The organism is Synechococcus sp. BA-124 BA4 (assembly GCF_034931165.1).
Map to the genome: position 1 here is coordinate 19,701 of NZ_JAYGIA010000001.1, position 21,899 is coordinate 41,599.

Here is a 21,899-nt window from a genome sequence, read left to right on the forward strand (position 1 = left end):
CATACGGAAGAAACATGATCCAATCTCAGAGTAATTCTCATGGAGAATTCTGCGCCTCCCAGCACGGTGTGGGGCCTTACATGGCAATACATCCATAGAAACCGGGCCAGGCTGATCTCGGGCTCCCATCCATCGCTGTCGGCACGTACATACACCTCCTCGTATTGACCGTGCGCCACAGCCGTTCCACCTACGGATATCGTCGTAGCAGCGCATCCTTCCGGACCAGCTGATCCCGATCCCCTAAGCCTGCAGCCTGGCAACGAAGTCAGCGGAGGTGAACTGCCCGGATTCAAGGGATTGATCCAACACCCCTTCCGTTTAGGGTTGACCAGCGATGACGAGCCAACCCCAAAGACAGATGGAGCTGCGGGCTCAACGCGGCTTGATGCGTTCGCCGGGTAGGCCACCCGTTGAGCTGCGTCAGCAATGCGTTCTGTTCTGGCTTGCCATCGCTGCAGGCTGATCCAGCAGTGGTGCCGCAGATAGAGCCGGAGTACCACAACCCAACGGCACACAATGGTTCCGAAACGCCGGCGGTCTGCCACTACTCGATCTCGGTCAGCTATCGGGTCGCTTCTGGTGCTTGGAAGAGAGGGAGGAGATCGCCATTCTCCACGCTCAGAAACTGGGTGTACGGGCTATTGGCAGGGCACTGGGCCGAGCTCCATCCACCATCAACAGAGAACGTCGCCGGAATGCCTCAAAGCGGACAAGCGACCTGGGGTTCCGCCGATTTCGTGGACACCGATCAAGGGTTCACGCGAGTGAGTGTTGGAGAAATGATGAACCCCTGCTCACAGTCGATCGTGCTGAGGTAACCGATCGTTGAATGGCGGCGCTCGCGGTTGTAATAGCCCTCGATCCAGAAGGCCAGATCGCGCTGCAGCTGCTGGGCTGAGATCAAGGCTTCTCGATTGTCATCGAGGTCGAGTTCCAGTGTGAGGGTGGAGAAAAAGCTTTCCACCACCGCGTTGTCCCAGCAGCAGCCCTTGGTGGACATGCTGCAGCCAATCTTGTGGCTCTCCAGAAGCTGGCGGTAGTCAGTCGCCCGGTACTGGCTGCCTTGGTCCGTATGGAGGAGAAGCTGCTCGGGCTCCACCCGTCGGTGGCCGAGGGCCCGGTTGAGCGCCTCGATCACCAGGGTGGCATCCATCCGGTGATCCAGCGTCCAGCCAACGACGCGACGACTGAACAGATCGATCCAGATGGCCAGGTACCGCCAGCCCTCGTTGGTGCGGATGTCAGTGATGTCACCCGCCCAGCGGAGGTTCGGCACTGGGGGCTGGAAGTCCTGCTGCAGCAGGTTCGCCACCACCCCACAGGCCCCGCGACTGGCCTTGGCGCAGGGCCTGAACGCCTTGTGGGTTCTGGCCCTCAGCTCCGCTCGTCGCATGAGCCGAGCGACTCGATGGCGGCCGATCTGCCGGCCTGATGAACGGAGCTCCTGGTGAACCCGGGGGGAGCCGTAGAAGCCGCGGTGCTGCTCAAACACCGCCACGATCTCAGCGGTGATCACGGCGTTCTCGGCCGCCCGCTTTCCCGGCGCTTCCTGCCGCTGCCGCCAGGTGTTGTAGCCGCTGCGGGCCACCCCCAGCTGCCGGCACAGCCAGCAGACAGAGTAACACGCGGCCAGCTGGTCGATCAGGCGAAACCTCTCGGCGGCAGCTGCTCCTTGGCAAAGTGCGCTGCCGCCAGCCTGAAAAAATCCTTCTCCCTCCTCAGCTCGCGGTTCTCTTTGCGGAGCCGGTTGAGCTCGGCGCGCTCCTCGCTGGTGAGCAGGCCCTGATCTTTCGAGCCCGGCTGGCCGCAATCAATGCGGGCTTGCCGCACCCAGCGGGCCAGGCTGCTGGAGGGAAGGCCAAGGCGCTGAGCGACGGTGTTGCAGGAAAGGCCCTCCTGCAGGCAGAACTCCACGGCCTCCGCCTTCTGCTGCGCCGTGAACCGGCGCCGTGATCTGGTGGGGTTGGTCATCGATGGACAGTCTGGTGGTCATGGCGTGACCCTTATCGACTTGTCCACGAAATCGGGGGAACCCTAGTTCGGCGGGATCATGCGCTCGCGGATCGCTTCCCCCACAGCGGCGTCACAGGTCCGAGTGGACATAGTCGTCGCTTGTCCCCCAGGTGGATGGATCAGGCCGAGCGGACTTCTTTGCTGACACTTGTGGTCCTATCAAGCCGCTTTAGGACTTGTCAAGCAGGCTACAAACTGTTGCCATTGAGATTATCGACTGATCGCGACCAGAAGAAAAGCGTTGACCTCACTTGCATCGTTTACTGCAACGGACGACTTCAAGGCGTAGCCCTTGAAATTAATACTTAGACCTTTGGAATTGACAACATTATCCAAGGCTGCATGGCCCTGGGATGATGGCTGATAGAGACTACCATAGCCTATTATCTCCATACTTGGAGAAAGCAACGCGACAAGACTCGCGCGGCCATCTTGGGTCGGACAGACCAAGAATCCCTCTACTGACACAAAGCGCTTCTCGGCGTCACCGATCTCGCGATGTTCGAAGCGCTTGATACGGCAGGGCTTCGCAGGTGGTGCAACAGTGTACTGTTGGCCCAGGTTCTCATTCAATTGGCGGTAGGGCAGCCTGCCGGGCAGTCCAGTTCGATGCCGAATCGCATCACGGCCCGAGTCAAGAATTTTACGGCCATCTCCATAGGGATAGATCGTATCAATCTGATCTTTGTCATGTACACCCAGCACAACGGCCAGCAGAGCGACCTCCCGTTCAAACAGTCGTGCGTTGAACGGCCGAAGTGCCTTGAACTGTTCGCGGGCCATCAGAACCAGAAGCAGGATTCCCGCCGCTAAGCTGGTGATTTTGCGGCGGCGGGATAGGATCTCGCATCGTGGCAGTACAAGCAGAGCAAAGGCTACCCAGGCCATCAACGAAGACGGGAGGTAGCGACTGGAGAGCGATTGCTCCACGCCGAAAAGAAGTCGGCCACTCGCCGCTCCGGCAGCACCGATCACCACAAACAACAAGAAGAACAGCAGAGCCAGATCGAGGGAATGGAGAGAAGGGCGGCGGACGGCTTGCCAGAAAACTAACAATGAGGTGATCACCAAGAACAGGCTGGCCACAATTGCCATGACGAAGCCTATGCTGCCTCCATCAACTAGATGGTAAATGGGGCTACCAAGGTAAAGAAGAACATAGGAAATGAGCGGCAAGAAGTTTGCGGAGATCTCGGCAAGGAATCCGCCGCTTCCAGATGAAATCGAATAGCCATAGAAGAACACAACTGCAGACATGACTGCATTGATCGTCAAGAGAGCCACATATCCCTTCGGCTTCCGGGAAACAAGCGCATAGACGGCCACTAAAGGCAGGGTTAGTACCCCGTTGGCCATTGTACCAATCGCTAACCAGCCCAGGACAATCGCCGCAAGAATCAAGCGATTCGGCCGGGACGATCGCACAGTTGAATGCAACAGCAACAAGCATGCGAGGGTCAACAGGAGCACCAGAAAGAAATGGATGTTCAAGCCCCAAGCAATGGCTTCATATTGCATCCACTGGAATAGCCAGGCAGCAATGAGCATCTTCAGGGAAAACAAACCATAGACGGAGATCTTCCCTGCCAATTTCTCGTTGAGAATTTTCCAAAAGAGGTAGACGCTAAGAGCAACTACCCCAAAATTCATCACGATTAGCAAACGGCTGGCTCCTGAAAAAAATCTATAATCTGCCCAGATCAGCAGCCTTGTCAGAACAATGCGGTGTTCATTGTGCTGCTTCCACAAGGCGGCCACTCCGCCGCCATCCATCATGAACCGCAAAGCTGCATCCCAGTCATCGAAGTAAGGGATGGGGGAATAGCGAAGAGCCGTTCCGATGACCGAAAGTGTCAGGAAAAATCCAGCAATTAATACAGCTGCAGCAGCCAGCCACCAGCCAGGAACATCTGACTGGTGGTTGGCTGCTCGTCCCCGAGATGGCCTGTGCTTGGACAGAAGGGTCTTTGGCATTAGGAAAGAACTCGGGAAACGACCCTGCCGGGACATTATTGGGGCACTGGTAAAGCTGAGAGGTGGGTGCCTGTTACTGGACAGACATGTCCCCTGACATCGTTAACCCTTGATGGGAGGAAAAGGGTTAAGCATCATTGTACATTTTATTGGGAGTTCTGCCCCAACTGAGCTGTGGGGACCAGCATTGCGACACTTCCACAGGAAGCGGGTCAGTCTGATTCAAGCGTCCAAGAGGGAGTGACTGAGCAACAAGGCAATCCTTCGCTGTCTTAAGCGTTTCATTGCTTGTGAGGTGTTCCGTAGCCTCAGGGTCCGTCCTCCACTGAGAACTGCAGCCGACTGAACTGAGATCAACGGAAAGCCAGCCCAGGCCCTGAGCCTGCCGCGCGAGCTCACCAAGGCCGCAAAGAGCCACTGACAGTGCTTGAAGCTTATAGAAGCATCCTTTGTCAACCGCAACAACGTGTGGAACACCACAGCCACCTCTCGACTAGTTACAGCCACAGGTTGTGAGAATGCAACGTCTCCGTGCGCAGAAACTTGAGGCCGTCTGACCATTACAAACAACAGACTCCATCATGGCTATGAGATGGTGCCCCTCACGGGCCCGATCGGCAACTGCCGCGATCAAGGGCCGACGCGTTAGCACCCGCCAGGCAATCCCAAAGATGACAAAACCACCAGGTTCACGGTTGCGGTGCAGCCAGTTCGCCACCCTGATGGTTTCAGATTATGACTTCAACACCCCGAGTGGACATCTTCACTGATAGGACACAGCGCAAGCCCTTCTGGAATATTGAACCATCCACGCATCTTATCAAGCCTTGACAAATCTGCAACCTTGTCGAACAAGGAAGTAAAATTTACATGCTCGGCTTGAGCATCAACTGGAGCTGATCGTGGGTCCTGTCAATGCGCCAAAGCGCCTGCTTTATTTTCTGAAAGCTGGATCCGGAGCCAGGATTCGCCGAGTTCTCGCACCAGTTGGTCGTTGGCTTTCACGGGAGGAACGACGAGAACTCAATGCTCTTGCTGCCTATTCCGGATTGGTCCATCAAGCATTCCATGTCGAGCCGTTCAAGCCTTGGGTCTGTCCGGCTGTCATGGTTGAGTCAAAATGGGAACAAGCCTCCATTTTGCGGCCCACAGAATCACCTGCGCGTCGCGAATTTGACAACGCCGTTCATCATTACGGTCACGATATTATATTGAAGCGCGCCGCGAATCTACCACTCGTTGGCAAGCCTCTACCTTTCATGCTTGAGCATGGAGTCAACTATAGTGAAGAGTCATCGTTCGAAGAACCACAACACTGGGTGAGAGCTTACATTTGCATGGGCCCCAGTCGCGCGGCCAGGCTTCGCTACCGGTTCGGCGTAAATGGGATTGCGGTTGGACCTTACATTAATTATGCCAAGCCAGTACTAGAGCCAGGTAAACTCGCTGCCTTGAAACAAAGCCTGGGCAAGGTGCTGCTAGTGGTCCCCGTCCACAGCGTTAACCAAGTGAAGCGTGACTGGTCAACCACTGAGATGATCAAGCTCGTCACTGATCACTGTAAGTCCGCCAACATCGACACTGTGATCTGGCAATGCTACTGGAAGGACCCCCCGCCAGCAGATCTACCATTGGAATGGGTTCTCGCCTGCAACGGGCATACGTCAAATCCATGGTTTCTGGATTGTCAGAGAACTCTGCTGGAACTCTCTGATGAGATGGTGACACCCACACTGGGCAGCCATCTTGGCTATGCCCTAGCTCTAAACAAGAGTATTCTGATGGCCAGACTGGAGATCCAGCAGGACCTTAGCGCAACCAGTTCAATATGGCAGCATCGCTATTCTCATGAATGGATAATGCGAGAGCAACTAATGACTGAACTAGGCATCAAACCTCACGATGATCAACTCCAGCCGCTTGATGGCGCAGCGGCCAAGCGCTACTTGAATCCATACTTTGGCTTTGATCGGCATAAGCAGACAGATTGTCTCGCAAAATGCCTACACGGCAACTATATTGAATGACTACAGATCTTATTCGTCCTGAAGGAATTAGTATCGTAACAGTTTCAATGAACAGGACGAACCACTTACTTGACTCCGCCGCTCGCGTCAGCCTTTGGCATCGGCACCGGGAGCACCTGATCGTGGACTGGGGAAGCCAGATTCCCATTGATCGCCACAGCCTTCCAGCAGATCCGAGAGTCCGATTGCTACGAGTCGAAGGGGAAGCGGAATGGCAACTGACAAGAGCCTACAACTTTGCCATTAGCCAAAGCAGCTTTGAAACGATCCTAAAACTTGATGCAGATTGCTGGATAGACGACTTAGAATATAATCCTTTGCCGCTACAGCAAAGAAGCTATTGCCGCACGATCGGCGGCGGCGGGCTCAATGGGGTCTTCATGATCACTAGATCTAATTTTTTTTCTGTGGGGGGATTCAACGAATACCTTAAGGGATATGGTTATGACGATAAAGACTTGTTTTTGCGCTTAGATCAACTAATGGTTGGCACTGCCATACCTAAAGGTATTTTCTGCACCATTGATCACGGCGATCTTGAAAGAGTGTCAGCCGATACTATCCAAACAGTCGGAGAACGCTCATGCAAGCCTCATTCTAATGTTGGCACTTTACTTGAACTGATCGCACGGATGGAGGAAACTAAAGCGATCAATCGATACCTAGCTGAGCGGCTGGAGTGGTCGATTGATTCTCCATCAACAATCTATCGGCTATTGGGGCGGAATCAGTGGCAGGCAGAGAAGGGCTCCATACCAGTTCCTAGTGCAGAAGTGCAACATGAAGCCAGAGTTTTAGGTAACCGCATCTATTTGTCAATACTTCTTGGTGTGCATGAACGCTTATTAGATATGATGATACCAGCCTCCTCATTACAGCAAATCCGAAACTGGATGCCCCTGTCCAAGGGGATAGCCTGGGTACGAATCTCAACTCTTTTTTTCGGAATCAGGGTGGCCCTGTGGATCAAGAAGGTATTGATGAGAATGTGATCGCTCACAAAAATTCTCTTGGCAGTGGTGGGTGTCGATCTGCGGTCTGGACCACGCCCACACACAAGAGACGGACGACCCAATAAATTGGCAATATACTTGGCCTGAAGCAAATTGCAACCACCCCACGGAATAATTAAGTCCTCTTGATGTCAAACAACAAGAAATTTAATAGCCAGACCATAGGATACCTAGCGAGGCTCCTGCGTTTTTTACCCAAAAAGCGATACAAGGCATTATTGATTCTTGCTCCATTATCGATTATGCCCGGCATTCTCGATCTTCTTACCATTGCAGTTGTCTCCCGATTAGCTGGTGCATTGATTGGCATCAAACTGCTTGATTTTATTCCAGGAGTCAAAGTCTTTGGCGGCAGCATGGCGGAGCAGAGTCTCTGGCTGATCAGCATTTTCATTGCATTGGCCTGGTCGGCCTCCGCACTACGGCTAATCCTTCAGTACACACAACAACGGCTGACGGCCCTGATCTGGAGGGATTTTTCTGATCAGATTCACCACAATATTCTCTACCAGCCTTATTCTTATCACCTTCTACGTAGTACTTCTGGGCTGACGTCCTTGATAATCGGAAATGTCAAGGCTGTGTCCAATGGAGTCATAAACCCTATTCTACGAATCGCAAGTAGTAGTGTTTCTATCGTTTTGCTATCTTTTGGAATTGTCTTCGTAGGTCGCTGGCTATCGGTGATAATGATTACACTCCTTGTGATTGCCTATCTTGGCCTCTCTCTTTTTCTAACTCCCTATCTTCGTCATGCTTCCAAGCAAGTGGTAAGGGAAGACGCGAGGTCCACTCATGCCCTAATGGAGTCATTGGCATCTATTCGCGACATTCAACTTGCGAATGCTGAGCCATTCTTTCAGAATAGCTTTGTTGCCTCGGGGGAAAGGGCTCAGCGTTATGCATGGATTTCAGCATTGATTCCTATCATCCCAAGGCAGCTGATTGAGCCCCTGGGAATAACGATGATTTTTCTCTTCGGAGCTGTTCCTTACCTTGCCAACGGAAATATTGAAGATATACGAAAAATCATTCCACTTCTTGCCGGCTTGGCAATCGCAGCCCAGAAACTCACTCCACCACTCCAGGATTTGTTTTCTTCGATTACCTTGCTGAGAGGTAGCCTCCCGAAGATTGCAAAGACAGTTGAATTGCTGGAGTTGTCCAAACCCAGACTGACATTGATTGACGTCGGTGTGCCTTCACCAGAATCAGTATTCCCAAGGCACTCAATCAGGCTAAAAAATGCTTGGTATCGATATCCACGTACTGAAAACTTTGTAGTACGTGGAGTTAATCTTTCCATTCCCGTTGGATCGAGGGTGGCCCTCGTAGGAGCCACGGGAAGTGGAAAATCGACAGTGGCTCATCTCTTGCTCGGTTTACTCGATCCAGATATAGGCTCCTTTGAGCTCGACGGAATACCTTTAGATGAAACTACCAAACCTGCTTGGCAAGCATGCTGCGCTCAGGTACCTCAACATATTCAGCTGCTGGATGCCAGTGTTCAATCGAATGTCGCTTTCGGAATCGATCCGGAAAGAATTGACTTCTCCCGTCTTTGGGAAGCCTTGCAAGCTGCCCAGCTGGCTGATGTGGTTGCAGAACTACCCTATGGTCTTTTAACTCCTATAGGAGAAAATGGGATGAAGCTATCCGGTGGTCAACGCCAAAGACTAGCGTTGGCAAGATCTTTTTATCGAAATTCTAAGTTTCTTCTTTTGGATGAAGCCACAAGCTCTCTCGACAACCGAACTGAATCTGATGTAATTAATGCCTTTGAAATGATTGGTAGACGATGTACAACAGTAGTAATCGCCCATAGATTGAGCACTATTGTTCGCTGTGACAGAATATATGAGCTGCATAACGGATTGATCAAAGCATCAGGAACCTATGAGGAGCTTAGGGATAACTCAGATTCATTCCGTGACTTATCAAAACTTGAAATAGGTTAAGTGGCCATGCGGAAAAGTCAAGGAAAGACTTAGCATTTTACTTGGGGCGATAACTTCATTGTCAATGAAGCAAAAGAAAGGCCGAGCAGTGATTGAATGAAGGAGACCTTGCCCCAGCCGCCCTCAATAAGCAGGAATAAAAAACAATATAAAGACAGTGTCAACGACGCCAGGACTGCCGGATGTGAAGAGTAGGGTATTTGATTACAGGCAAGTCGTATGAGCAGAAAGCCAATAATACAGATCATAAGCAAGGCAGGAAACCCATTATCCGCCGCAACTTGGGCGAACACATTGTGAGCATGAGTTGTGCCCTTAATCAAGCCAATATCTTTGCAGATTCCTTGGCTTGCTCGAGTAAATCCAAGCCCATATATAAAGCTATTATTACCATTAAATAATGCTCCAAAGTAGCATTTTAATAAGTGCAATCGATGCATATCGTTAACCATGTTTTCCCTGTTTGAATAGATTGCAGTCAGCATGGCTGCCAGTGCTGAGAGGGCAAGTACAATAACAACTATATATGCGGAATATCTCCCAAATATATTCTTTGCTTTATTCAGCAAGCTATTCAGCCTGTTATTAAAATCTACTGAGCGAGATCGCATACAGGCAAATAAAACGACAGCAATAGATATGACTGGCAAGCCAATTGCAGCTCTTGATTGGGTGTTTAATACGAGGATAGAGCTCAATAAAGTGGAAAGTGTCCAGAGAATGATGACTGATACTCTTCTTGCACGTGCGCGAACTGAATAGACTTCACACAGAAGAAAACTACTGCTGATGGTGAGGCAGCCTCCAAACAGGAACGCAGTTTGATTGATTGAAAGCGCTGCGGCTTGAAAAGATTCTTCAGACTGACTGATCAGAAATAAATGCAGAGCGACTATCCCCGCTAAGGGCATAGCTAAAGCATAGAATGTAAAAAAGTAAGTCCACAGACTAGCCGCCATTTTATAGAATGCCGAAAATGCAATCACGATCATAATATAGTCTGAAAGCGTAATCTCCCAGCCAAGATATCGTTCGTCGCTATGGAGATAGATTCTCATCGATAGCAGCAGGAGACAGAGATAAGCAATGAGAATGGGCTCTTTCCTGCCGTTCTTGACAAGTAAAATGGAGATCCCTATCACTAGTGGAATCAGTTCATGATTAAAGTCGAGAAAGGAAGGAAATAGCGTAAGAATTCCGGAGACTATAATCAGTGAGATCCCTAAAATGTCAACGATCGACAATTTTGGGGATGATTTCAATGTGTTTAATGGATAGGTCACGATTTCAGATCAGTCAAGGCAGCCATGTGGAGGTTTTCCTTGTTGGGGAGAGTATAAGCTATCAATCATGGGCTTGGAAGAAGTTATGAGGCCGACTTCCCGGCTGTTTAGATGTGTTTTCATTGCGGGAGGAAGAAGGAGGCGAATCACCAGTATTCGAGATAATCCGCATTCCGCCAGTGGTCGGTAAGGCTGAAAACACGGGCTGATCAAAGACCATGGTTAAGGAAGCCATTAACAAGCCGATCAGAGACTGGAGGAAGGTGGTCTTGCTCCATCCCACATCCACCTGCAAAAACAAAAAGCAGTAGATAGCAGACGTTAGGGAGGCAAGCTCTGTTGGACTGGAGAGCCTGTTGACAAGTCTCCAAGCCATTCTTGCAAGCAGTAAAGATACTATAATAAGACATATCATGGCAAAGAATCCATTATCAGCCGCAACCTGGGCGAACATATTGTTGCTATGTATTCCACTTGGGAAAGCTCCTTCACCGCATAGCCACGTGCTGGTATTAGTAAATCCCAGTCCATAAATGAAACGATTTTGATTGGTGAACATAGAGCCGAAGAAGCATTTTAGCAAGTTTAGCCTACTGAGTATATTGCTTAGGTTTTCCTGACTTGAGTATGCTTCAGAAATGAATGACCATGAAGCCACTCCAATAGCACTTAAAGTTATCAGCATAAACCCAGTCTTTATGCGCACCACCTGACGGCCTGACGAATAATGATGTATCAACGCATCGACAGACTGGCTTAGGCTTGGGAGTGCGTCGACCAACACCACGGCAACCACCGAGATAATCGCTAGGACAAGACCAGCCCACGAATGGGTTTGAACCATCAGAAAGCAATTGAGGAGGCTTATTGAAAACCAGGCGATGACGATCACCAGTTTTTGCATTCCCGAGCGTCGCTGGCTGAGCGCATTCCATAGAAAACTCAGGCTAATCGTTAGGCAGGTGCCAATTATCAAGGCTGATTGCTGAGTCGAAAGTTCGCCAAAAGCGAAGCTTCCTCCAAGTCTTTCTCCTCCATGGAGAATAAGCACAGAAATGCATGCTATCGGTACAAATGCAGAGAATGCAGAAAAGAACAGCCTCCACATCGATGCCTTAACCCTAAATGCAGCAACGAATGAAGTCAGAACCAAGACATAGTCGTTGAGCGTCGTTTCCCGGGGAAAGTAGCGCGCGTCTGTATGTAGGTAGATTCTGAGGCTCATCACAAGCAAGAACATGAAGCCAATACTCAATGGCGTCCTCCCGCTGGATTTGATTAACAGCAGGATCAGCCCCGCCATCAAAGTCAGCATCTCCATCTGATTGATCAGGAAGGAGTCAAGAGCTGTTGCGACTCCTGCAAACACAATCAGAATAAATCCAACGGCTTCGCTGGACAGGCAACAAGGCGATCTGGACAGAAGATGCACCAGATTAAACTTATTGGCGTTACCATGGGTCTTAGATTTGCTCATGCTTGTTTGACTCTTGACTACTTAATAGCATTCTCCAGGCTGAGCAATAGTGGTCAACACTATGCGGACCACCCATGCAGTCCCCCCAGATCTGCTGAAAGACGCTGAGCTCCGGCGGGATATCATCCAGATTGCGGCTTGCCGACTCAAAATGAAGCCATTGGCTGCCTGGCACCAGAACGGTGCGCTGGCCGAGGCTAGCAGCCCTAAGGCAGAAATCGACATCTCCATAGTTAATCGGGAAGCGATCACAGAATCCACCCAACCTTTCCCACAGGGAGCTGCGGCACATGGTGACGGCCGCAGTGACGGCATTGAATGTACGTTGCCCCCGCAAGGTTCCCCAAGGGAGTGCCTCGGGGCGCGATCCGGCCCAGGCGTGCCGAGGAGCAAGATTGTCGATGGCAGTACCCGCATGTTGAACCCTCCCATCGGGATAAAGAAGCAAAGCTCCGGCAACGCCGATATCGGGCTTTGTCAAGGCCTGAATCAACAGCTCAACTCCTTTGACTGCGAGTAACTCGGTATCGTCATTCAATTGAAGCAGGAGCTCGCCGTGGGCCTCGGCAGCGGCCTTGTTTATGCGTTTCGTGTAGTCATAGGGACCGCCATCGCGAAGATGCTTCCAGCTCTTTTCTCCCAACTGGCTCTCAACTAAAAATCTAAGCTCCTCAAGCAAGGATTCTGTTAACTCACCACCATCAATCAGGACGATTTCAAGCCGACGATAATGGCTTCGTTCCAGCAGCGTTCGCAAGCAATGACGCACCAGAATCTCAGCCCCCCCCGGCGCGATCACCTTGCTGAATCCGGCTGTCGGGAGAAGCACGCTGACAAGCGGCTGCCAGGCCCCAACTGTCGCTGAGGCCGACTGGGTTGGCGATGCAACACTGATGCAAGCCTCAGGAGCCCGCAGCAACGGTAGGGGGACGTGAGCATGGCCCCCGTGGGCATGAGACAGTTGCTGCAGAGCTTCTCGCCATGCAGGAGCGTGCTCCGGCCGCGGCAGTTTATCCAAGTGCTGGTGCAATCGCCCATGCACCAGCACTGGCCCCTCCCCGATGCCCGTTTCGGCATCGAATACGGAATCCCAGAGAGGCTTCTGGCGCCAACACCACGAGCCGTTTACTCTGATCCAATCATCGCAGGTGACGGACGCCGCACCAGTGCGCACCATTCGAGCGGCCATCCTGCGGAGCAGGCGCCTCTCAAGACCTGGCGAAAGCTGCCATCGTGGAGGCATCAGGAGGCTTGATGCGGCCAAAACATCCTGCACTTGTTGCGGAGAAGCTCGGCAACCTGGTTGGCAGTCGAGCAAAGCGATCCTGAGACGATCGGCCCAAGGGGCATTGCGATGCTTCTCCAGTCGGGGAACAAGGCGCTCGGCCGCCACCCTCAATAGGCCATCTGGATCCCCCCGCAACAGCGCCACAAAGAGAAGAAGGGCTTTTCTCACCTTCCGCTCCAACTTCCGCCAGCCCTTGACGGGTGTGGCTCTCATCGGCTCCAACCCCGCTTCAGCTGGCCCAGAAGTCTGCCGGGCAAGCTGCGGCGAATGGCCTGCAATCGCCGACTCAGCCGATCCATCGACTCAACCCGATCGAGCAACGGCCGTTGGGCCATCAGACCGCTGCCGAGGAAGCGCTGGGGCCGGGTATCGATCTCCACCCCGGCTTTGGCGAGCCAGCCGAGCAGCGATTGGGTGCTGACCAACTGCTGACGCAACCATTCAGCTTGCTTGAAGGAGAGCTGAATCAGGGCGTCAGGCTGTTGCTGCATGAACCAGCTAGAGAAACCTGCCACGGAGCAGAGAGGAATGGGGAGGCTCTCGTCCTCCAGCAGCAGCGAGGGGCGATTCAACCGTTCCGGGGTGACCACCACCACCGGACGACCTCGGGCGATCGCCTCCAGATGGCCCGTCCCGATGTGGCCGGGAGCGATCACCAGTCGGCAGCTCGCTAACAAGGCAGGCAAGGACAGGATCTCCGGGCAGGTCCGCAATCCCTGGGCGACCGCATCACCAGAGCCGCCAGGCTCAAGTGGTGGCTTGCGGGCCAGCTGCAGCGGAATTCCGTGGGCAGCCAACTCTGTCGCAATGCGGTCAAAGGCGCCCCAGTAGGCCTCTGTATCGGCGAACGGCACAAGCGACTGCTGTTGGAGAGGGTAATGGAGCCAGCCCACCGAACCATCCAACGCCTGGGGGATCGGTCCTTCCAACTCCACGGCATCTAATAGATGGGCGCGAACCGGATCAAGCATCACGACCGCGGCGGCCGGGGTGTGGGGCTGATCACGGCTCGAGCGCCGTTGCCCCCTCAGCGGGACCAACCGTGCATCACCCGGCCGAAGGTGCCGCTGAAATCGCCCGGTTGACTGGAAGGGCAGCACCTCAGCGGTGTGATGCAAGACAGCGTGGGGCACGGCCTTCTGGCGGGCAAGGATGACCAATCGCTCCACCGCCCGACTATTTTCTTCCGGCACCAAGATCAGCCGGGGCGGCTCCAGAGCCCAGTGTTCGGCCAGGGATCGATCGAGCCGAAGACGTCGTTCAGCCAGGTGCTGCGCCTCCTGCACCAGCGGGTGCCAATCGCCAAGGGCTGCCAACCAGGCCTCTGGGCCGGCCTCCGCCCCAGAGGGCGGGGGGCAGGGGCACTGCGGCGGCGAGTGCCTCGGACAATCGTCTAGGTCTTCGTGACATCGGTAAGTGGGTGTGCCTGCAAAGAGATCGGGCAAGGGTGCGGCCGGCTCTGCCTCAAACAGACGGACTGACAATCCGGCAGCCTCAAGTGCCAGCAGAGTTAGCTCCGGATGGCGCAGTTTGCCGGTCGCTAGCCAGACTCCTGACCCACTCAGGCGGCCTCTCCAGTCAGCGGATCGTGGCTGTGAGGGGCCTGAACCGACCAATCCGATCGGATCAAGAACCTCTAAGTAATCTATTTTTGTGCAGCGGGCCTCTAGTCCCGCGGCTAGGGCCAGCAGGGGAAGATCACCTAGCTGGCCGAATCGAGGGGGTCGGAACGCCCTGCCGACTGGAATGCAGACGGCTTCGGCCTGGGCCAGTTGTCCGATCCAGGCTGGCAGCAGGGCCAGGGTGAGCAAAGCTGGAGCCGCAAGGTCGCCACAGAGGAGTTCTTCCAAAGTTGAAGCGGCGGGGGCCCCATGCTCTGGTGCCCCGACCATCGCCAAGGCCCGGCTCCAGGCTTGCAGGTGTTCCTGAAACTCACGCCAAGGGCCTTCACCGCAAGGTCCTAGCCAGCGCACACCCGCTTCGAGCTGGCGACGCTCTAGCTCTGCCCAGGCCTTTAACGAACCGCAGAATACGCAAGAATCATCGACTTTTTGGCGACTCGCCTGACTCCACCAATGGACCGCCTCGGGATCAAGAAGGATCAGCGCCTTCATCCCCAGAGCTGCATGGCTTCATCCCGCGCCGAGAACCATTCGGCCGCCAAGTGTCCGCCCATGGTGCGCTGCTCCCGGAACCAGGGCCCCCCCAGGGTCCAGTGCAGCAGGATTGGACCTCCTTCGTCCACGCCGGCCATTGGGGCGGGCTGCACACCTACCAGATGGTTCCAACGGTCGGGGAGGGCACCGATCTCATGGTCACCGGCCAGCCAGTGGAAGCGATGCAGCTCCAGGCCGCTGGCGCTGTTCACGTACTCGGGAGTGAGCGCCCGACAGCGGCCGCAGTTGAGCAGCATCAGGGAGCTCCAGTTCTTCTTCGGGTAAGCACTCTGCACCTCACCCAGGAATTTCACGGTTTCCGCTGGCACGTGCTGATGCTGCACGCACATTAGAGCGTAGTCGTCATTGCGCTCGGCCCAAAGCTCGGCGATATCTCCGCGGCAAAGCATGTCGCAGTCCATGAAGACGGCCCAACCCTGATTGTCCATCAGATGGGGCACCAGGAAGCGGGTGAAGGAGAAGGCCGTGCTTTGCTTCGGATCTCGCTTCCGGCGGTAGAGACCCTGGCGCTCCAGCTGGGGAGTCACCAAGAGGGTGATCGCCAGCGGTGCGCTGCTGTGCTGGTAGAGGCTATCGATCAACACGTTGGCGGCGGCCCGCTCACGCGGGTCGTAGCCGATGAATATCGGGATCGGGGCCGGACCATCCCAGCTCGATCGCGTCAACGGGCTGGGATGGGCGGCAAATGAGGAGGGTGGTTCCATTTGGGCCGATCACACCGGACGTCACGAGGCAATTACAGTAAGGCCAAAGCTTCGATCAGTCGACACACACTCAGCCTTGTGTGATGAGAGTGATGACCAGGGGCTTCAACGAGCATTTCAATCGACGAAGCGGCTGCTGAAGGACAAGAATTTATTGGTAAGAACGTCACGCAGGCAACTGGAGTTGTTGCACAGGAGCACAAAACTCCTTGAGCTGCCTATTTGGCATCCCAACCGTCATGAAGGAGTTTCATAGTCTGCGAAGACATCCTTGCCTTGATGAGACTGTCTTTGTCGCCTCCTCAGATACTTAAACTTCAGCCCTCTGGCCGCACCGGCAGAGGCACCTAATTCCAGCTTGAAATTTTACCAGAAACTTGATTAGGTGTGTCATGCCACCGGCTGTTCCGGTTGACAAAGGATGCTCCTGTGGGCTGTAAGTGCCCTGCCAGTGGCTTTTTGCTGCGTTGGTGAGGTCGCGCGGCCGGCTCTGGGCTACCCAGGTGCCTGGGCTTTCCGTGGATTTCAGTTCCGGCGGCGGCAGTGACGTGGACTGGCTTTTCTGGCCAGGGCCCATCGTTAACCTCTGAGGCGGGTTGGGGTTCCCCCGATTTTGAGGACAAGTCGATAAGGGTCACGCCATGACCACCAGACTGTCCATCGATGACGAACCCCCCCCACCAGAACCAGGCGCCGGATCACGGCGCAGCAGAAGGCGGTGGCCGCTGGGTGCGCCAGACCCGCATTGATCACGGACTGGCTGGTTCCAAGGACAAGGACCTGCTCACCACAGCAGAGCGGGAGGAACTCAACCGGCTGCGGAAGGAGAACTGGGAGCTGAGGAGGGAGAAGGACTGTTTCTGGCTGGCGGCAGCGCGCTTTGTACAAGAGCTGCTGCCGCCTAGAGGTTTCTCCCGCTCGATGCTCTCACAGGTCGTCACTCCGACTCCTGGCTGTGCCAGCAGCAGGGTGTTGCCCCGGGTGGTTTCTATGCCTGCCGCCACTGCGAAACGACCACGACCGATACTGGAAGACGGATTTCAGCATGGGCGACTCTTCGTTGGAAAATGCCGCCGCTGACTCCCTGGCCCCCCACAGTTGCACGATTGCTTACAGCGAACCACTTCGTCGCCTGCTGCGCCAAGTGGTGGACCTGGCGGCCCCCCTGCGGGTGGCACTTGTGGGGGGAGCGGTACGCGACTTGCTACTGCACCGACCCCACAATGATCCCCGACTCGGCTTGCCCGATCTGGATCTGATAGTGGAGGAGAGCACGCCGGGAGTGCGGGCGCCAGCTGCCCATCGCGTCGCCATCACACTTAGGCAGCAGCTGGGGAAGGCGGTGAGCCTGTTTCATCTGCACGACGCCTTCGGCACCGCCGAGCTCGAAGTCAACGGCATCCTGCTGGATATCGCCACTGCCCGCCAGGAACATTACCCGGAACCTGGCAGCCATCCTGTGGTGCAGTTCGGGTCGCTCGAGGACGATCTATCCCGCCGGGATCTGTCGATCAATGCAATGGCCATGGTGCTGGATCCCCGGGAGAACAACACAGCCCATCTACTCGATCCCTTCGATGGCCGAAGCGATCTCGCCAGGCATCAGCTGCGCTTCCTGCATGCAGACAGCCTGCGGGACGATCCAACCAGGATCGTGCGAGCCGCTCGCTACGGTGCTCGGCTCGGCATGGATTTGAGCAAAGCCAGTTTGATTCAGGTGCACACCACCCTTGCGGACTGGCCCTGGCAGATCAAGTCCCGTGGGTCCTTGCCGGGGCTCGGGACGCGTCTGCGCAGCGAACTTGAGCTTCTGCTGGGCCGGGAGCCCTGGGAGAAGGCTCTGATGCTTCTGCAGCAATGGGGCTCGCTGGTGCTTCTCGACCCCGGGCTGCAACACGATCGGCACTGGCTGCGACGGCTCCGACGAGCTCAGCGCCTGGCCGCTCGCCTCGAACGACCGCCATGGCCCCAGGAGGAGTGGTTGCTGCTCGCCCTGCTGGCCCGCCTCGACGACCCCCTGACACTCGCCAAGAGGCTGCAGTTGGCTGGACGCTGTCATCGCCTGCTCACTGAGCTGCTACGGCTGCGGGGGTGGGTGTGCCAGACAGCAACCGAGCCGGAGTGGAGCCCCTCAAGGCTGAGCCAGGCCCTCGAACGACAGGGATTCAGCCCGGAGGGGGTCACTCTCCTGCTGGCGGCCTACTCGGGTTTGGAGTTCCCACCTCGCTTGCGGCGGGGACTGCTGCGCTGGCTGTTGCACTGGAGGACGCTCCGGGCCGAACCGACCGCTGACGACCTGATCGCTGCCGGGGAGCGGCCTGGTCCAGGACTCGGTATGCGCCTCAGGCAGCTAAGGGCCGAGCGACTGGATAGGCAACGCTGGTGACGGGGCAGCCTATTGAAAAAGAACGATCAATTGGCTCAGCTATTGCCATCCCGCCATCCCCGTTTCGCCAACGGCTGCCATAGGCCGCGTGCACGAAGAATCGCTTCCGCCAGCAGACGCACGGCCCCATCGCCGCCAGCTCGTGCCAGCACCCAGTCAGCCTGGCGCTTCAGGGGTACTACCGCATCAGCAGGGCAGAACAGCAAACCCACCACAGACCGCACGGCCAGATCGTTGAGATCATCCCCGAAATAGGCGGTTTGGGCAGGGGTGACCCCCAGAGAGCGCTGCAGCTCGACTAGAGCCGCTGGCTTGTCTTTGACAGAGGTGAGGCAGTGGCGGATCTGCAAGGAACTGGCACGCTGTTCGGTGGCGCCACCCTTACCACCACTGAGCAGGGCGACCTCAATTCCCGCCTGCTGGAGCAGACGGATCCCCAGACCGTCACGCACATCGAAGCGCTTGATCACTTCACCGCTCTCATTGGTCCACAGCCCGCCATCGGTGAGCACCCCATCGACATCGAGCACCAGCAATTCAAGATCAGCGAACCTGGAGCGACACCACCACGGGCAGATCCAGTTCCATTGCCCGAGCCACGACCTGATTCCCTGCTGACGGACTATCACAGCGTGCTGGGAGCCTCACCCTGGGCGACCAATGGAGCCCGGATGGCCATCAACTGTTCCAGGAGTGCTTCTAGGCGGGACAGCGGCACCATGTTCGGACCATCACTGAGGGCCTTCTCAGGATCGGGATGCACTTCCATGAACAGGCCGTCCACGCCGACCGCCACCGCTGCCCGTGCGAGCGGTGCCACAAATTCCCGCTGGCCGCCACTGCTGCTTCCACGACCGCCCGGCTGCTGCACCGAGTGGGTGGCATCAAAGATCACAGGACAGCCCAGGGCCTGCAATTGGGGCAAGCTGCGGAAATCCACCACCAAGGTGTTGTAGCCGAAGCTGGATCCCCGTTCCGTCAACCAGAGGTTGTCGGCCCCGGCGGCCCTCATCTTGTTCACCACCTCGGCCATGTCCCAGGGCGCCAAGAACTGACCCTTCTTGATGTTGATCGTCTTGTCGGTGCCACGGACGGCCTCGGCGGCCGCCAGCAGCAGGTCAGTCTGTCGGCAGAGGAAGGCAGGAATCTGAAGCACATCCGCCACCGCCGCCACCGGCATCGCCTGCCGACTTTCATGGATGTCGGTGAGTACCTGCAGGCCGAATCGACGCTTCACCTCAGCCAGCACAGCCAGACCCTCCTCCAGCCCTGGGCCGCGGAACGAACCACCGGAACTGCGGTTTGCCTTGTCGAAGCTGGCTTTAAACACATAGGTGATGCCCAGCCGCTGAGTGATCCCCTTCACCCGTTCGGCGATCTCCATAACCAAGTCGCGGCTTTCGATCACGCATGGGCCGGCTATCAAAGTGAAGCTCATGAAGGGATTGAGCGGCGGGCAGGCAGGGCGAAGATCCCTTGCATACAAACGATACGCAGGCCCCAGCAACAAGAAATCGATCAGGTCAGCAGCCGGCGTCTCACGCGCCCCAGTCGTTGTCGCCAGCGCAACTGCCAGAGCCGGGGAGACCTCAGCGCCTCCGAAACTGGAGAGCTGTCGCCTGGGCTGTGGCTCCTCTGCAGCCGATCCCAGTGGCCATCAATCGCCACCAGGGCTCTCTGCCAGCGCTCCTGCAGGTTGGCTTCGGAGCTCTCGGACAGCCGGGAGGTCAGTTGGGCGGGGTCGGCACGCCAAGAGGACGGATCGGCCACCGCCGCTTCAATTCGCTCTAGATCGGATGCCATAGTGCCGCAGCCGATCTGGTGGCCCACCAACCCGGGATCGAGCAGATCGGCCAAGGCGTGATTGAAACTGCTGAACACCACGCAACCGCATGCCATGGCCTCAAGGGGGGGCAGACCAAAGCCTTCGCTCACGCCACGACCCCGCCAGTAATCGGCAGAGTCGTAAATGTAAACCTTGGCTTGATTGAAAAGGCCCACCAGGTCATCGACCCAGCCCTGCTGCACCCGCACACTCAGGCCCCGTCCTCGCAGCACGGGCACCAGCTGGTGCAGGACATAGGCACTGGTTTTCCGTGCCTGCACCAAGACATCGATTTCACGTTCCAGTCCCTGATCCCTCCACTGGGGCTGCAGGGCATTGGGCACCAGGAACAGGGGGTTTCGGGGGGCCCGGTCTCCCCAGTAGCCCAATGTGTTGCGGCTCACGGCCAGCACCGGCACCCCTTGGGGGAGATCAAAGCCATAACCGCTGCTGTGGGCGTGATAAGCGACGGGCCGACCCCGCAGGCGTCGCAGGAGGCGAGGAACATCAAAGCCCCAGCTGACGATCCAAAGAGCCATTCCCGGAGCCGATTCATCACGCAACAGATCGTCCAGAAATGGACGACCGGCTTCCCGTTGACGGTATGTCACCAGTTCGGTGGGCCTAAGCCCGGCTGTGAGCCTGATCGTCTGGAGCTCAACCTGCAGACCCCCGCAGCGGTACTTCCCAGCGGTTCCGGGCAGCAGAAATCGGAGCGGTCGCACTGGTATTGAGCTGTCGATGAATCAGTCTGACCCAGCCGGGCCGTAGCTCAGGCCGCGACGGCTTCGGTGCTGCCGGTGCGCTGACGGCGGGTGAGGAAGCCGAAGAGCACCTTGCCGATGGCCGCCACCAGATTGCCTTCCAGCTCCTGGAACATGACCATATTCAGGTGGAAGGCATGATTGGCCTCCGCCACGATGCGATCGGCCATGGCCTGATCGATCGGCAGCTGATCCAGACTGGCTCGGTAGTTCGCCTTGAAGGCCTTCTCGTCGGGAATGGCGTCGAATTCGTAGAAGCGAAGACCATCGTGGTCACCCAGATTCATGGCCTTCTGGGCGATGTTCTTGAGGATCTGACCGCCGGAGAGATCACCGATGTAGCGGGTGTAGTGATGACCCACCAGCAGCTCGGGAGATTCGGCCGCCACCTGGTGGATGCGGGCCAGGTAGGCCTCGGCGCCTGGGGTGGGGGACACCTGCTGACGCCAGTCGGAGCCGAAGTAGAAGGACAGGTCGGCCTCCAGGGCTGCGCGGCGGTTGAGGGCGTCGCTGGCGATCGGACCGACGACGGGGTGGGTCTTGAGCTTGCCGATCTCCTCCTCCATCGCGCTGTAGACGAAATAGAGGTCGGCCACCAGCTTGCGGTAGCTGATCTTGTCGACCACTCCCTTGAGGAAGCAGGTCACGAAGCCGGTGTTCTCGGCCATCGTGTGCGCTTTCTTGGTGCCTTCGCGCAATTGGAACGCCAGGTCGACAGACATCTCAGCCGGGGTGCTGTTTGTACGGAACAGTCAAGGTAGGGCTGATATGCGGTGGCAGGACCAAGTTGGTTGCGAAGGTTTAAGCGGCCTGGTCCTGCCGATCCGGATCGCGGGCCAGCAGCGTGAACAGCTCACGGCAGACCTGCTGCAGCTTCTCGACCACATCGGGCCTGGGCAGGTTGGGGCCGCTGGGGCACCAGTCGCCCACCGTGGCCAGCCGCCACTGTTCCCCCTGGAACGTCATGCCGCTGAGCACGACGCCCAGCAGCCGTGGCGGCCCCTGGG

18 protein-coding genes and 1 pseudogene are annotated in these 21,899 nt (G+C 56.1%); 6 read left to right on the forward strand and 13 right to left on the reverse strand.

Annotation, left to right across the window (positions count from 1 at the left end; translation table 11 throughout):
• The first annotated feature begins 586 nt into the window (after window positions 1-586).
• The gene (locus VB734_RS14610) at window positions 587-832 is read left to right on the forward strand and encodes a helix-turn-helix domain-containing protein (RefSeq protein ID WP_197166394.1); all 246 of its coding nucleotides are present in this window, start codon (window positions 587-589) and stop codon (window positions 830-832) included.
• Here VB734_RS14610 and VB734_RS00100 read toward each other — a convergent pair.
• The 3 genes from VB734_RS00100 to VB734_RS00110 form a co-directional block, all read right to left on the reverse strand.
• Window positions 752-1,648, reverse strand: a complete 897-nt coding sequence (locus VB734_RS00100; RefSeq protein WP_322782614.1) for an IS3 family transposase — start codon at window positions 1,646-1,648, stop codon at window positions 752-754. The two genes, VB734_RS14610 and VB734_RS00100, sit on opposite strands and share 81 nt — an antisense overlap.
• A complete protein-coding gene (locus tag VB734_RS00105) occupies window positions 1,645-1,974 on the reverse strand; it encodes a transposase (protein WP_322782012.1) in 330 nt (109 codons plus the stop codon). The genes VB734_RS00100 and VB734_RS00105 overlap by 4 nt, the downstream gene beginning before the upstream one ends.
• A 252-nt stretch (window positions 1,975-2,226) precedes the next feature.
• A complete protein-coding gene (locus tag VB734_RS00110; protein ID WP_197166396.1) occupies window positions 2,227-3,990 on the reverse strand; it encodes a hypothetical protein in 1,764 nt (587 codons plus the stop codon).
• Window positions 3,991-4,892: 902 nt separating this feature from the next.
• On the opposite strand from VB734_RS00110, the gene VB734_RS00115 reads away from it, so the two are divergent.
• From VB734_RS00115 to VB734_RS00125, 3 genes are all read left to right on the forward strand, one after another.
• Window positions 4,893-6,017 (forward strand): hypothetical protein, encoded by a 1,125-nt coding sequence (locus VB734_RS00115; protein WP_197166397.1) that lies wholly within the window; start codon window positions 4,893-4,895, stop codon window positions 6,015-6,017.
• Window positions 6,014-7,009 (forward strand): glycosyltransferase family 2 protein, encoded by a 996-nt coding sequence (locus tag VB734_RS00120; RefSeq protein WP_197166398.1) that lies wholly within the window; start codon window positions 6,014-6,016, stop codon window positions 7,007-7,009. Before VB734_RS00115 ends, VB734_RS00120 begins: the two co-directional genes overlap by 4 nt.
• Before the next feature lie 149 nt (window positions 7,010-7,158).
• The gene (locus tag VB734_RS00125; protein ID WP_197166399.1) at window positions 7,159-8,988 is read left to right on the forward strand and encodes an ABC transporter ATP-binding protein; all 1,830 of its coding nucleotides are present in this window, start codon (window positions 7,159-7,161) and stop codon (window positions 8,986-8,988) included.
• Between the two features lie 29 nt (window positions 8,989-9,017).
• Here VB734_RS00125 and VB734_RS00130 read toward each other — a convergent pair whose 3' ends face one another.
• The 5 genes from VB734_RS00130 to VB734_RS00150 form a co-directional block, all read right to left on the reverse strand.
• Window positions 9,018-10,271, reverse strand: a complete 1,254-nt coding sequence (locus tag VB734_RS00130) for an O-antigen ligase family protein (protein ID WP_197166401.1) — start codon at window positions 10,269-10,271, stop codon at window positions 9,018-9,020.
• A gap of 61 nt (window positions 10,272-10,332) precedes the next feature.
• The gene (locus tag VB734_RS00135; RefSeq protein ID WP_322782014.1) at window positions 10,333-11,748 is read right to left on the reverse strand and encodes a hypothetical protein; all 1,416 of its coding nucleotides are present in this window, start codon (window positions 11,746-11,748) and stop codon (window positions 10,333-10,335) included.
• A complete protein-coding gene (locus VB734_RS00140; protein ID WP_231594908.1) occupies window positions 11,735-12,577 on the reverse strand; it encodes a glycosyltransferase family 2 protein in 843 nt (280 codons plus the stop codon). Before VB734_RS00140 ends, VB734_RS00135 begins: the two co-directional genes overlap by 14 nt.
• Before the next feature lie 668 nt (window positions 12,578-13,245).
• Window positions 13,246-14,352, reverse strand: a complete 1,107-nt coding sequence (locus VB734_RS00145; RefSeq protein WP_323242851.1) for a hypothetical protein — start codon at window positions 14,350-14,352, stop codon at window positions 13,246-13,248.
• A gap of 794 nt (window positions 14,353-15,146) precedes the next feature.
• A complete protein-coding gene (locus VB734_RS00150; protein WP_323242852.1) occupies window positions 15,147-15,878 on the reverse strand; it encodes a glycosyltransferase in 732 nt (243 codons plus the stop codon).
• A 702-nt stretch (window positions 15,879-16,580) separates the two neighbouring features.
• On the opposite strand from VB734_RS00150, the gene VB734_RS00155 reads away from it, so the two are divergent.
• Together VB734_RS00155 and VB734_RS00160 are read left to right on the forward strand one after the other, a co-directional pair.
• Window positions 16,581-16,997: a hypothetical protein gene (locus VB734_RS00155; RefSeq protein ID WP_231594909.1), complete on the forward strand. Its 417-nt coding sequence runs from the start codon at window positions 16,581-16,583 to the stop codon at window positions 16,995-16,997.
• Window positions 16,963-18,303, forward strand: coding sequence for a CCA tRNA nucleotidyltransferase (locus VB734_RS00160; RefSeq protein WP_197166409.1), 1,341 nt, complete (start codon window positions 16,963-16,965; stop codon window positions 18,301-18,303). Before VB734_RS00155 ends, VB734_RS00160 begins: the two co-directional genes overlap by 35 nt.
• Before the next feature lie 35 nt (window positions 18,304-18,338).
• Here VB734_RS00160 and VB734_RS00165 read toward each other — a convergent pair whose 3' ends face one another.
• The 5 genes and pseudogenes from VB734_RS00165 to VB734_RS00185 all read right to left on the reverse strand — a co-directional run.
• Window positions 18,339-18,833, reverse strand: a complete 495-nt coding sequence (locus tag VB734_RS00165) for a KdsC family phosphatase (RefSeq protein ID WP_416223694.1) — start codon at window positions 18,831-18,833, stop codon at window positions 18,339-18,341.
• 95 nt (window positions 18,834-18,928) lie between these two features.
• The gene (kdsA, locus tag VB734_RS00170) at window positions 18,929-19,741 is read right to left on the reverse strand and encodes a 3-deoxy-8-phosphooctulonate synthase (protein WP_197166410.1); all 813 of its coding nucleotides are present in this window, start codon (window positions 19,739-19,741) and stop codon (window positions 18,929-18,931) included.
• An 80-nt stretch (window positions 19,742-19,821) separates the two neighbouring features.
• Entirely contained in the window at window positions 19,822-20,853 is a 1,032-nt protein-coding gene (locus VB734_RS00175) for a glycosyltransferase (RefSeq protein ID WP_197166411.1), read from the reverse strand.
• Window positions 20,854-20,900: 47 nt separating this feature from the next.
• The gene (locus VB734_RS00180; RefSeq protein WP_197166412.1) at window positions 20,901-21,614 is read right to left on the reverse strand and encodes a heme oxygenase (biliverdin-producing); all 714 of its coding nucleotides are present in this window, start codon (window positions 21,612-21,614) and stop codon (window positions 20,901-20,903) included.
• Between the two features lie 79 nt (window positions 21,615-21,693).
• Window positions 21,694-21,899, reverse strand: a pseudogene (locus tag VB734_RS00185) (hypothetical protein); the annotation flags it as partial.